Source organism: Actibacterium sp. D185-2 (assembly GCF_054954595.1).
Window position 1 is genome coordinate 13,361 of sequence record NZ_JBPWNX010000002.1, and the last position, 11,687, is coordinate 25,047.

At 62.7% G+C, this 11,687-nt stretch carries 13 protein-coding genes; all 13 read left to right on the top strand.

The annotated features are described in order from the left end of the window. The first annotated feature begins 6 nt into the window (after positions 1-6). On the top strand, positions 7-1,515 hold the full coding sequence (gene nifD, locus ACSR1C_RS03525) for a nitrogenase molybdenum-iron protein alpha chain (RefSeq protein WP_460257959.1): 1,509 nt from the start codon (positions 7-9) through the stop codon (positions 1,513-1,515). Positions 1,516-1,622: 107 nt separating this feature from the next. After that, positions 1,623-3,161 carry a nitrogenase molybdenum-iron protein subunit beta gene (gene nifK, locus ACSR1C_RS03530; protein WP_460257960.1) on the top strand — a complete coding sequence of 513 codons (1,539 nt, stop codon included), beginning with the start codon at positions 1,623-1,625 and terminating at the stop codon, positions 3,159-3,161. A gap of 221 nt (positions 3,162-3,382) precedes the next feature. After that, complete coding sequence (gene nifE, locus ACSR1C_RS03535; RefSeq protein WP_460257961.1) at positions 3,383-4,963, top strand: nitrogenase iron-molybdenum cofactor biosynthesis protein NifE; 1,581 nt, start codon at positions 3,383-3,385, stop codon at positions 4,961-4,963. Between the two features lie 2 nt (positions 4,964-4,965). Next, positions 4,966-6,351, top strand: coding sequence for a nitrogenase iron-molybdenum cofactor biosynthesis protein NifN (gene nifN / locus ACSR1C_RS03540; RefSeq protein WP_460257962.1), 1,386 nt, complete (start codon positions 4,966-4,968; stop codon positions 6,349-6,351). Next, the gene (nifX, locus tag ACSR1C_RS03545; protein ID WP_460257963.1) at positions 6,326-6,802 is read left to right on the top strand and encodes a nitrogen fixation protein NifX; all 477 of its coding nucleotides are present in this window, start codon (positions 6,326-6,328) and stop codon (positions 6,800-6,802) included. The genes nifN and nifX overlap by 26 nt, the downstream gene beginning before the upstream one ends. Further along, positions 6,802-7,275: a NifX-associated nitrogen fixation protein gene (locus ACSR1C_RS03550; protein WP_460257964.1), complete on the top strand. Its 474-nt coding sequence runs from the start codon at positions 6,802-6,804 to the stop codon at positions 7,273-7,275. The genes nifX and ACSR1C_RS03550 overlap by 1 nt, the downstream gene beginning before the upstream one ends. A gap of 146 nt (positions 7,276-7,421) precedes the next feature. After that, on the top strand, positions 7,422-7,631 hold the full coding sequence (locus tag ACSR1C_RS03555; RefSeq protein WP_460257965.1) for a CCE_0567 family metalloprotein: 210 nt from the start codon (positions 7,422-7,424) through the stop codon (positions 7,629-7,631). A 4-nt stretch (positions 7,632-7,635) separates the two neighbouring features. Next, positions 7,636-7,941, top strand: a complete 306-nt coding sequence (fdxB, locus tag ACSR1C_RS03560; protein WP_460257966.1) for a ferredoxin III, nif-specific — start codon at positions 7,636-7,638, stop codon at positions 7,939-7,941. Next, positions 7,925-8,479, top strand: a complete 555-nt coding sequence (locus ACSR1C_RS03565) for a nitrogen fixation protein NifQ (protein ID WP_460257967.1) — start codon at positions 7,925-7,927, stop codon at positions 8,477-8,479. The genes fdxB and ACSR1C_RS03565 overlap by 17 nt, the downstream gene beginning before the upstream one ends. After that, positions 8,466-8,915 (top strand): hypothetical protein, encoded by a 450-nt coding sequence (locus tag ACSR1C_RS03570; RefSeq protein ID WP_460257968.1) that lies wholly within the window; start codon positions 8,466-8,468, stop codon positions 8,913-8,915. Before ACSR1C_RS03565 ends, ACSR1C_RS03570 begins: the two co-directional genes overlap by 14 nt. A 183-nt stretch (positions 8,916-9,098) precedes the next feature. Then, complete coding sequence (locus ACSR1C_RS03575; RefSeq protein ID WP_460257969.1) at positions 9,099-9,419, top strand: HesB/IscA family protein; 321 nt, start codon at positions 9,099-9,101, stop codon at positions 9,417-9,419. Between the two features lie 15 nt (positions 9,420-9,434). After that, on the top strand, positions 9,435-10,457 hold the full coding sequence (gene nifU / locus ACSR1C_RS03580) for a Fe-S cluster assembly protein NifU (RefSeq protein ID WP_460257970.1): 1,023 nt from the start codon (positions 9,435-9,437) through the stop codon (positions 10,455-10,457). 12 nt (positions 10,458-10,469) lie between these two features. Continuing rightward, a complete protein-coding gene (nifS, locus tag ACSR1C_RS03585; RefSeq protein WP_460257971.1) occupies positions 10,470-11,687 on the top strand; it encodes a cysteine desulfurase NifS in 1,218 nt (405 codons plus the stop codon).

Below are 11,687 nucleotides of genomic sequence, written 5' to 3' on the forward strand. Positions count from 1 at the left end.
AAAAGGATGGCCAAGGATCACGTCAGCGGGCCGGAAGACTACGAGAGCCTCATCGAGGAAGTGCTCGAAGCCTATCCCGCCAAAGCCAAGAAGAAGCGCGCCAAGCATCTGCAGGTGTCGCAGCCCGATCCCGAGGGCGACCCCGACCCGGCGACCGGCATCGCGTCGAAATGCGACACCACCAAATCCAACATCAAGTCGATTCCCGGCGTGATGACGGTTCGCGGCTGTGCCTATGCCGGATCGAAAGGTGTGGTCTGGGGCCCGGTCAAGGACATGGTTCACATCAGCCACGGTCCCGTGGGCTGCGGCCAGTATTCCTGGTCCCAGCGGCGCAACTACTATATCGGCAAGACCGGCGTCGACAGTTTCGTCACGATGCAGTTCACCACCGATTTCCAGGAAAAGGACATCGTCTTTGGCGGCGACAAGAAGCTGGCCAAGACCATTGACGAAATCCAGGAGCTGTTCCCGCTGGCCAACGGCACGACGATTCAGTCGGAATGCCCGATCGGCCTGATCGGCGACGATATCGAAGCCGTGGCCCGCGAAAAGCACAAGGAATACGGCAAGACCATGGTGCCCGTCCGCTGCGAAGGTTTCCGCGGTGTGTCGCAATCGCTGGGTCACCACATCGCCAATGACGCGGTGCGCGACTGGGTGTTCGAAAAGGGCGAAGGCGCCGGTGCCGGTTATGAAGCCGGACCCTATGACGTCAACGTCATCGGCGACTACAATATTGGCGGCGACGCCTGGGCCTCGCGCATCCTTCTGGAAGAGATGGGGCTGAACGTCGTGGGCAACTGGTCGGGCGACGCGACCCTGGCCGAGATAGAGCGGGCGCCGAAGGCCAAGCTCAACCTCATCCACTGCTACCGGTCGATGAACTACATCTGCCGCTACATGGAAGAGAAATACGGCGTCGGCTGGCTGGAATACAACTTCTTCGGTCCGACCCAGATCGCGGCAAGCTTGCGCGCCATCGCCAAGCAGTTCGACGAGACGATCCAGGAAAATGCCGAGAAGGTCATCGCCAAGTATCAGCCGCTGGTTGACGAGGTCATCGCCAAGTTTCGCCCGCGTCTCGAAGGCAAGTCGGTGATGCTCTATGTCGGGGGCCTGCGTCCGCGCCACGTCGTCACCGCTTATGACGACCTTGGCATGGTCATCGCGGGCACCGGCTATGAGTTCGGGCATAACGACGACTACAAGCGCACCGGCCACTATGTGAAGGAAGGCACGCTGATCTACGATGACGTCACCGGCTATGAGCTGGAGAAATTCATCGAAAAGATCCGCCCCGACCTGGTCGGCTCGGGCATCAAGGAAAAGTACCCGGTGCAGAAGATGGGCATCCCGTTCCGTCAGATGCACAGCTGGGACTATTCCGGACCCTATCATGGCTATGACGGGTTCGCCATTTTCGCCCGCGACATGGACCTTGCGATCAACAACCCGGTGTGGGGCATGTACGACGCACCCTGGGACAAGCCCGCAGCCATCGCGGCCGAGTGATCCGGCCACATTGGCCTTTGGAGGGCGTTCGCGCCCTTCATCCCCTGAAAGTTTCCTCACAACCGGCGCGTCCCGGAATGCGGACGGCCAACCGAAAGGACAGACAGATGCCTCAATCGGCGGACAAGGTGCTCGATCATGCACCGCTCTTTCAGCAGCCCGAATACACCGAGATGCTGGAGAACAAGAAGGTCAAATTCGAATGCGGCCATCCCGACGAGATGGTCAAGGAGATCGGCGACTGGACCAAATCCTGGGAATACCGCGAAAAAAACCTGGCCCGCGAAGCGCTGACCGTGAACCCGGCCAAGGCCTGCCAGCCGCTCGGCGCCGTGTTCGCCGCGGCGGGCTACGAGCGGACCATGAGCTTCGTCCACGGCTCGCAGGGGTGTGTGGCGTATTACCGGTCGCACCTGTCGCGTCACTTCAAGGAACCGGCCTCGTGCGTCTCCTCCTCGATGACCGAGGACGCGGCGGTATTCGGCGGGCTGATCAACATGGTGGATGGTCTGGCCAACACCAAGGCGCTGTATGACCCCAAGATGATCGCGGTCTCTACCACCTGCATGGCCGAGGTGATCGGCGACGATCTCAACTCCTTCATCCTTCAGGCCAAGGAAAAAGAGTCGGTGCCGGCGGATTTCGACGTGCCCTTCGCCCATACGCCCGCCTTTGTGGGCAGCCATGTGGACGGCTACGACAACATGCAAAAGGGCATCCTGAGCAACTTTTGGGAAAAGACAGAACGCACCGAGACCGACAGCATCAACATCATTCCCGGCTTCGACGGTTTCGCGGTCGCGAACAACCGCGAAATCAAGCGGATGCTGGACGATATGGGGGTCGATTTCACCTTTCTGTCGGATGTCTCGGACGTCTACGACACCCCGTCGGACGGCGAGTTCCGGATGTATGACGGCGGCACGAAACTTGAAGATATCAAGGCCGCGCTGAACGCCAAGGCAACGCTGTCGATGCAGGAATACTGCACGCCCAAGACGCTGGAATATGCCGCCAGCAAGGGTCAACAGGTTGCCAGCCTGCATTATCCCATGGGCATTCAGGGCACCGACGAATTCCTGATGAAGATCAAGGAACTGACCGGCAAGGAGATCCCGGAATCCCTGCGCAAGGAGCGGGGCCGCCTGGTCGATGCCATGGCCGACAGCCAGGCCTGGCTGCACGGCAAGACATATGCCATCTACGGCGATCCGGATTTTGTCTATGGCATGGCGCGCTTCGTCATGGAGATGGGGGGCGAGCCGGTGCATTGCCTGGCCACCAACGGCTCCAAGAAATGGGCCAAGCAGATGGAAGAGCTGTTCGCGTCCTCGCCCTTCGGCAAGCAAGGGCAGGTCTGGGCCGGCAAAGACCTGTGGCACATGCGTTCGCTTCTCAACACTGAGCCGGTGGACCTGCTGATCGGCAACTCCTACGGCAAATATCTGGAGCGCGATACCGGCACGCCGCTGATCCGGCTGATGTTCCCGATCTTCGACCGGCATCATCACCATCGCTTTCCGACCTGGGGCTATCAGGGTGCGCTGACGGTGTTGGTCAAGCTGCTGGATATGATCTTTGACAAGCTCGACGACGAAACCATCATCCCGGGCGAGACCGACTACAGTTATGACCTGACCCGTTAGTCCCTGTGCGGGCGGTCAGCGAAACCGGCGGGCAAATTGCCCGCCGGTTTTCGTTTGCGGGGCTTCGCGGATCTGCCACAGCGGTTGGTCCTGTTCGCCAATGTCGGGAACCCTACAACGAGGGCCTTCCAAGGAGATGTGGACAAGACTTTGAAATAACAGGGTTCTACCGTTTGGCACGGTGTTTGCTGAACCAGTTGTAAACCCGCAGGGAGAGCCAGATGGCCGATACATTGAAAAACAAGATCGCCGATGTCTTTAACGAGCCTGCCTGCGGGCATAACACGAACAAGTCCGACCAGCAGCGCAAGAAGGGCTGTGCCAAGCCGCTGACACCCGGTGCGGCCGCGGGCGGCTGTGCCTTCGATGGCGCCAAGATCGCCCTGCAACCCATCGTGGACGCGGCGCATCTGGTACATGCGCCGCTGGCCTGCGAGGGAAATGGCTGGGATAACCGCGGCGCGGCGTCGTCGGGGTCCGAACTTTACCGCACCGGATTCACCACCGATATGACCGAGCTCGATATCGTGATGGGTTATGGTGAGAAAAAGCTCTTTCGCGCCATCCGGGAACTGGTCGAGGTCCACCAGCCCCCCGCAATCTTCGTCTATTCCACCTGCGTTCCGGCGCTGATCGGCGACGATATCGACGCGGTTTGCAAGGCGGCGACAAAGAAATTCGGAACCCCCTGCATCCCCGTCAACGCGCCGGGCTATGTGGGCTCCAAGAACTTGGGCAACAAGCTGGCAGGCGAGGCGCTGCTTGATCATGTCATCGGCACGCTGGAGCCCGAGGAAATCACGCCCTACGATGTCAATATCGTGGGTGACTATAACCTGTCGGGCGAGCTTTGGCAGGTGAAGCCGCTATTCGACAAGCTGGGCATCCGTATTCTGGGCAGCATAACCGGCGACGCGCGCTATCGGCAGGTGGCCATGGCACACCGGGCGAAGGTAACGATGCTGGTTTGCTCCAAGGCGTTGATCACGCTGGCCCGCAAGCTGGACGAACGCTATGGCATCCCGTTCTTCGAGGGCTCTTTCTACGGCATTTCCGATACCTCGCAGGCGCTGCGCACCATGTGCACCATGCTGGTGGCACAAGGGGCCGACCCCGAGCTGCTGGACCGCTGCGAAGCCCTGATCGCCGAGGAAGAGGCGAAAGTCTGGGCCCATCTCGAAGCATTCCGCCCGCGCGTTCAGGGCAAGCGGGTGTTGCTTTACACTGGCGGGCACAAAAGCTGGTCCGTCGTTTCGGCGCTTCAGGAACTGGGTATGGAGGTTGTTGGCACCTCTGTCCGCAAGGCGACCGAAGAGGACAAGGGCCGGGTCGTCGACATCATGGGCGACGACAAGCACATGTTCGACAACATGGCACCCAAGGACATGTACCGTCTGTTGAAGGAGGCCGGAGCGGATGTGCTGATGTCCGGTGGCCGCAGCCAGTTCGTGGCGCTGAAGGCGAAAATGCCCTGGGTCGACGTGAACCAGGAAAAGCACGAACCCTATGCCGGCTACATGGGCATGGTCGATATGGTGCGCGCCATCGACCGGTCGGTGAACAACCCGATGTGGAAAGATCTGCGCGATCCCGCGCCCTGGGACGAACCGCTGACCGCGGGTTGTGTGTTGCCGGCCCCCACCGGCACCTGTCCGGTGACGAATATTCCGGCCGGTCTGGCCCGGCCGGTCTCGCTGGTCCCGCCGTTGCGGCCCCGCGCCCAGGCGACGACCGGAATTTTCGGGGAGTCCGCGCCGATCGCCGAGTTCGCCTCGACACAGACCGATTTCGAGGATTGCTGAACATGGCCCGCCTGACCCATCCGAAACGCGCCCTGTCGACCAACCCGCTAAAAAGCTCCGCGCCCCTTGGCGCCGCGCTGGCCTATCTGGGGATCGAGAAGTCGGTGCCGCTGTTCCACGGCTCTCAGGGCTGCACCGCCTTTGCGATGGTTCACCTTGTGCGGCACTTTAAGGAAGCCGTGCCGCTGCAGACGACGGCGATGAACGAGGTTTCGACCATTCTTGGCGGCGCGGACCAGATCGAAGAAGCCATCGGGAACCTGCGCGCGAAATCATCGCCGAAATTCATTGGTATCGCTTCCACCGCGCTGACCGAAACACGCGGAGAGGACGTGCCCGGCGAGTTGAACGAGATCATCGCCCGCCGAACCGATTTTGCGGATACCAAGATCGTCTATGCCTCGACCCCGGATTTCAGCGGCGGGTTGCAGGACGGCTGGGCCAAGGCCGTCGAAGCCATCGTTGATACGCTGGTTCCACCCGTCACCGAACGCGACCCTGACCTGAGGCAGGTCACGCTGCTGTGCGGCAGCCATCTGACCCCGGCCGATATCGAGGAATTGGTGCGCATGATCCGGTCTTTCGGCCTTTCGCCGATTGTGTTGCCCGATCTCTCGACCTCGCTCGACGGGCATGTAAGCGACGACTGGTCAGGCACGTCGCTCGGCGGTACGCCGCTGAAGCAAATCGCGGCGGTTTCACGCTCTGCCTTCACCCTTGCCATAGGCGAGCAGATGCGCAAGGCGGCGCAGATCATAGAGGACCGCGCACTCGTCCCGTATCGGGTTTTTCAGTCTGTGACGGGGCTAAAGCCCGTCGACGCCTTCGTGCGGACGCTGATGGGACTGGCAGGCCAGCAGGAGCCGCCGCCCTCGATCCGGCGCGACCGTTCGCGTCTGGTCGACGCGGCGCTGGATGCGCATTTCCACATCGGCGGGCTGAAGGTTGCCATCGGCGCCGACCCGGACCTGCTGTTCGCGCTGTCGAATGCGCTGGCCTCGATGGGGGCCGGGATCGTCACCGCCGTTACCACCTCGCAGCATTCGCCTGTGTTCGACCGGGTCCCGGCGGACGAGGTGATCCTCGGCGATCTGGGCGATTTCGAGCGCGGCGCGCGCGACAACGACGCGCAAATGCTGATCACCCATTCGCACGGTCGCCATGCCGAGCATCGTCTGCATGTGCCGCTGGTCCGCGCGGGTTTCCCGATATTCGACCGGATCGGTGCGCAGGACGTCTGCCGGGTCGGATATCGCGGCAGCCGGGCGTTTCTTTACGAGATCGCAAACACGGCCCAGGCCCAGCATCACCGGCAGCAGCCCGAAGATTTCGGCGCCGCCCCAATTCCAGAGGAGTTCGATCATGTCCCGCACGTTGCGCCTTGTTGACAGCGAAGGCCCGGCGCCCGGCGAAACGCCGCTGCGCATCGCCGTCGCCACCAATGACCTGGAAAATCTGAACGCCCATTTCGGTTCAGCCCGGAAATTCGCGGTTTACGAGGTCTGGAAGACCGGCGCGCGTTTTATCGAGGCGCATGAGTTCGGCAACGTGACCGCCCAGAAGGGCAAGCACGACGATCAGGACGACAAGATCACACCCAAGATCGAGGCGCTGACGGGATGTGCGCTGCTCTTTGCGCTGGCCATCGGGGGGCCGTCAGCCGCCAAGGTCGTGAAGGCCGGGATCCACCCGATCAAACGCAAGACGGCCGAGCCCATTTCTGACGTGCTGGAACAGGTTCAGGTGATGCTGAACGGCACGCCGCCGCCCTTTCTGCGCAAGATTCTGGGCACAGACCCGAAACCGGATTTCATGGAAGAAGAAGAGGAGTGGGTCTGATGACCACAGACACGGTTGAGATGCCCCGCGGCGGCGAGATGGTCGAAAGCGCCTTTCTCAAACAACTGGCCGCCGTCATCCGGGCCGAGGACAGCTATGGCCAGTGGGACGACAAGAGCGACGCCGACATCATGTCGGACTTCATCGTCACCAAAGAGGAACGGCGCGACATTCCGATCATCGGCGATCCGGATCCGGATGTGATGTGGCGGGTGGGTAAATTCTATGACGCCATCGGTCTGATGATCGAAAAGCGCAGCGGTTGCATGGCCAGCCAGATGCAGAAGATGAGCCACGAGGGCTTTGGCCGGATTGTGCTGATCGCGGGCAAGCTGGTGGTCGTGTCGAAGCATCTGCGCGACATTCACCGCTTTGGCTTTGAAAGCTGGGCCAAGCTGGCCGAGGCCGGGGAGAAGGTTGTCGACAGCGCGGCGGCGGTCATCGACCAGTTTCCCGACGCGGCGAGGGCCTGAGACATGATTCAGATCCAACCGCTCCGCAAGCCGCGCAAACCCGCCCCGCCGCCACCGCCGCTTGTCCTGAAGCCGTCGGCCGGGCGGACGCCCATGTCCCGCTGGCTTCGCGCTGGTGCCGCGAAACCGACACAAGGAAAACTGTCATGAGCCTGGAAGAGCTGGAAACCCGCGTCAAGAAACTGTCGATGCGATCGACGGACGCCAAGATGACCCTGCATGACCTCTCTGAGGAACTGCCGACCGATTGGGAAAAGATCCCCGAGATCGCCGAGCGGACCTATCAGGTGTTCAAGGAATTGAGCGAGGCGCGCAAGGCGTTGAAGGCGGCGAAGAAAGCCGCCGCGGAGGCCTGATCCCATGCCCGTGACAGCATTCACCCGCGGGGGCGAGGAATACGTCCCGGAATTCCTGATGGCCATCGACCCCGCGAAATGCATCGGTTGCGGCCGCTGTTACAAGGTCTGCGGCCGGGATGTGATGACGCTTCATGGTGTGACGGACGAGGGCGTGATCCTGACACCGGGCACCGAGGAGTATGAGGATTACGAGGACGAAATCGTCAAAAGCGTAATGACCATGGTCGCGCCCGGAAACTGCATCGGATGCGGTGCCTGCGCACGGGTCTGCCCTTCGGATTGTCAAAGCCATGCGCCCCTCGATTGACATTGCGCCGGTCCAGGCCGGGCTGGCCGCGCGGGCGATGCTTTCGGTCTCGGATTTCTGCTGTATCGTCGATCATGCCTTGTCCGAACGCGAGGCGGGGCAGGGGCCTTTGACCGAACGGCTGGGTCTGCCCGGGTGGGGGATCGCCGCCTTGCGCGACCGATGGTTGCCATCCGTCACGCTGCCCGATCTCGATTTGCCCGCGCCAAGGATCCCGGCGGATCAGCAGGCGATCGCAACGCTGATCTTGTGGCGCGGCGGTTCGGGTGAAGACGAGGCGCGCTGGCTGGCTGCCATTCTGGCGCGCCGCGCGATGGAGCCGCACCACCTGTGGGAGGATCTGGGCCTGCCTTGCCGTCGGGCCCTTTCCGAGATGATCACGCGCCATCTGCCGGGCCTCGCCGCCGCGAACAGCCAGAACATGCGGTGGAAGAAATTCTTCTACCGGCAAATCTGTTCTGACGCGGCTTTTTCGCTTTGCCTGTCACCGTCCTGCGACGCCTGCCCGGAACGGGGCGAATGCTTTGCCCCCGATTGACCCTGCACACCTGTTGGCCGGGGCCGAAGCGGCGTGCAGCCGCCCGACCGAAAGCGCGGCGGTCATCGCCCGCGCGTTGCAGGCCGCGCCGGACGATCCCGGCGTGCGGCTCGCGGCCTATCGGTTTTATTTCTACACGCATGACCACGGCGCGGCGCTGGAGCAGGCCCGCGCAGTGCTTGGCCATGCTGCGCGGCGCCTGAATCTCGCGCCCGACTGGGCCGAGGTGCGCGCACGGGATGCCGCGTTCACCGCCCATGAGGCCGCACCCGGTCTCTACCTTCAGGCGCTGATTGCCGTGGGATATTGCGCCGCGCGCACCGGCGCGATGGAAACCGCGCGCGCGGCACTTGCCAAGGCCGCAGAGCTTGACCCCACCGACCGTTTCGGCGGCGCCTGGCTGCTGGCGCGTCTCGACCGCGCGGACGACGACTGATTGCGACACCCCGCGGGCGCATTCCTGTCCGGGTCGCTGCAATCGCTCTTGTCGCGAATCCGCCAATGTAGCGCGCGCGCCCTGATTGTATTTGGTTAACCGGCTGACAAAAAACAAAAATACAGCTTGGCCCGCTTCTTGCTGAACCTTTCCCAAAGGTCATCACCGAACAGGAGAAAGTACATGATCGCGATCACCGATCCCGCCCGAAGCGCAATCAAGACGGCCATCGACGGTGCCGGCCAACCCGTTGCGGGGTTGCGCATCATGGTTCAGGGGGGCGGCTGTGCCGGCCTGAAATACGGCATGGCGCTGGAGCTGGAAGCCCAGCCCGACGACGCGGTGGTGGAGGCCGGCGAAGTGACCGTCCTGATCGACCCGGAAAGTCAGGAACACCTGAATGGCACCACGATCGATTTCGTGGCCGGGCTCGAAGGATCGGGCTTTGTTTTCAATAACCCCAACGCCTCCCGCTCCTGCGGCTGCGGCAAGTCGTTCTGTTGAAAGGGGACCCGGCCGATGTGGGACTATAGCGACAAGGTCAAGGAGTATTTCTTCAACCCCCGCAATGCGGGCCCGCTGGAGGATGCCAATGCGGTGGGCGAGGTCGGCTCGCTGTCTTGCGGCGATGCGCTGAAGCTGATGCTGAAGGTCAATCCCGAGACCGACATCATCGAGGACGCCAGATTTCAGACCTTCGGTTGCGGTTCGGCCATTGCGTCGTCCTCGGCCCTGACCGAGCTGATCATCGGCAAGACCATCGCCGAGGCGCGGAAACTGACCAATCAGGACATTGCCAATTTCCTTGACGGTCTGCCGCCCGAAAAGATGCATTGTTCGGTCATGGGGCAGGAGGCACTGAGCGCGGCGGTCGCCGCCTATACCGGCGAAACGCCGGAGGAGGACGACCACGAGGAGGGCGCGCTGATCTGCAAATGTTTCGGCATCGATGCCGGCATGATCGAGCGCGCGATCCGCACCAACAAGCTGACCACGCTGGAGATGGTGACCTTTTACACCAAGGCGGGCGGTGGCTGTAGCTCCTGCCGCGAGCCGCTGGAAGACCTGCTTGCCGACGTCAACCGGGCGATGGCCGACGAAGGTCTGATCAAGGCCGACGAAGCCTATGTCTTTGGCTCAGCGCCGAAGCCGCAGAAGAAAAAGGCCCGGGGCTTCGTCATTCCCGACCAGCCGCCCGCGCCGACGCAGCCGCCACAGCCTTCGGCCCCGGTGCAGATCGCGATCCCCGCAGCACCCGCACCCGCCGCCGACGTTGCTGTCGCCGAAGCGCCGGCACCGGCGGTGAGCCCGGCCAGGGAGGCGATTCTGGTCGCCAGGGTGTTCGACGAACTGCGCCCGGTCTTTCAGCGCGACGGCGGCGACGTGGAGCTTGTCGACATGGAGGGATCAATGATCCTCGTCCACATGACCGGCGCCTGTGCGGGGTGTCAGCTTGCCAGCCAGACGCTTGGCGGGCTTCAGAAGAAAATATCCGAGACGCTGGGCCGCGCCGTCCGCGTCATGCCCGTGGCCAAGTCCTGAGGAGCCGGAACGATGACAAAGACCGCCCTTTCCCCCGTCTATCTCGACAACAACGCCACGACCCGGGTTTTCCCCGAAGTGGTAGAGGCGATGCTGCCCTATTTCACCGAGCAGTTCGGCAATGCCTCGTCGATCCACGCCTTCGGCTCCGAAGTCGGGGGCGCGCTGCGCACGGCGCGTCGGTCGCTTCAGGCCCTGATCGGTGCGGAATTCGACCACGAGATCATCTTCACCTCCGGTGGCACCGAGTCGAACAACACGGCGATCCGCTCGGCCCTTCAGGTGCAGACGGGGCGGACCGAGGTGATTACGTCGACTGTCGAACATCCCGCAATCCTGTCGCTTTGCGACTGGCTCGAAAAGCACGAGGGCGTAACCGTCCACCGCATCCCGGTGGACAAGCAAGGCCGGCTCGACATTGACGCCTATCGCGCGGCGCTTTCGGCGCGGGTGGCTGTCGTGTCGTTCATGTGGGCCAATAACGAAACCGGTACCGTTTTTCCGGTGGACGGACTGGCAGAACTGGCCCACGAGGTCGGTGCGCTGTTTCATACCGATGCGGTGCAGGCGGTCGGCAAGCTGCCGATCGACCTGAAGAGCACCGAAATCGACATGCTGTCGTTGTCGTCGCACAAGTTCCACGGTCCCAAGGGTCTTGGCGCGCTTTACCTGCGCAAGGGGACCCGGTTCCGCCCGCTTCTGCGCGGCGGACATCAGGAGCGCGGCCGCCGCGCCGGGACCGAGAACGCCCCGGCGATCATCGGCCTTGGCCGTGCGGCCGAGAATGCACTGGCCACATTGGCCGAGGATGGCACCCGCATGGCGGCACTGCGCGACCGGCTGGAAAAGGGTCTTGTGCAGCAGATCGGCCATTGCTTCGTGACCGGCGACCCCCACGACCGGCTGCCGAACACCACGACCGTGGCGTTCGAATATATCGAGGGCGAGGCGATCCTGCTGAAGCTGAATCAGGCGGGGATCGCCGCGTCGTCCGGCTCTGCCTGCACCTCTGGTTCCCTTGAGCCGAGCCATGTGATGCGGGCGATGGACATTCCGTTTACCGCGGCCCACGGCGCCATTCGCTTTTCGCTCAGCCGCGAGACCACCGAGGCCGAGATCGACCGGGTGCTCGATGTCATGCCGGGTATCGTCGCCGGCTTGCGCGAGATGTCTCCCTTCTGGGCTGGCGGCGGGGCGCAACCCGACGGGTTCAGCCCCGCCTACGCCTGA

Bases quoted from the DNA above. Each gene is read 5' to 3' on its own strand.
- nifN (WP_460257962.1), top strand. From the start codon at position 4,966: ATGGCCCGCCTGACCCATCCGAAACGCGCCCTGTCGACCAACCCGCTA.
- nifX (WP_460257963.1), top strand. From the start codon at position 6,326: ATGTCCCGCACGTTGCGCCTTGTTGACAGCGAAGGCCCGGCGCCCGGC.
- nifK (WP_460257960.1), top strand. From the start codon at position 1,623: ATGCCTCAATCGGCGGACAAGGTGCTCGATCATGCACCGCTCTTTCAG.
- ACSR1C_RS03555 (WP_460257965.1), top strand. From the start codon at position 7,422: ATGAGCCTGGAAGAGCTGGAAACCCGCGTCAAGAAACTGTCGATGCGA.
- fdxB (WP_460257966.1), top strand. From the start codon at position 7,636: ATGCCCGTGACAGCATTCACCCGCGGGGGCGAGGAATACGTCCCGGAA.
- nifS (WP_460257971.1), top strand. From the start codon at position 10,470: ATGACAAAGACCGCCCTTTCCCCCGTCTATCTCGACAACAACGCCACG.
- nifE (WP_460257961.1), top strand. From the start codon at position 3,383: ATGGCCGATACATTGAAAAACAAGATCGCCGATGTCTTTAACGAGCCT.
- nifU (WP_460257970.1), top strand. From the start codon at position 9,435: ATGTGGGACTATAGCGACAAGGTCAAGGAGTATTTCTTCAACCCCCGC.
- ACSR1C_RS03550 (WP_460257964.1), top strand. From the start codon at position 6,802: ATGACCACAGACACGGTTGAGATGCCCCGCGGCGGCGAGATGGTCGAA.
- ACSR1C_RS03565 (WP_460257967.1), top strand. From the start codon at position 7,925: ATGCGCCCCTCGATTGACATTGCGCCGGTCCAGGCCGGGCTGGCCGCG.
- ACSR1C_RS03575 (WP_460257969.1), top strand. From the start codon at position 9,099: ATGATCGCGATCACCGATCCCGCCCGAAGCGCAATCAAGACGGCCATC.
- nifD (WP_460257959.1), top strand. From the start codon at position 7: ATGGCCAAGGATCACGTCAGCGGGCCGGAAGACTACGAGAGCCTCATC.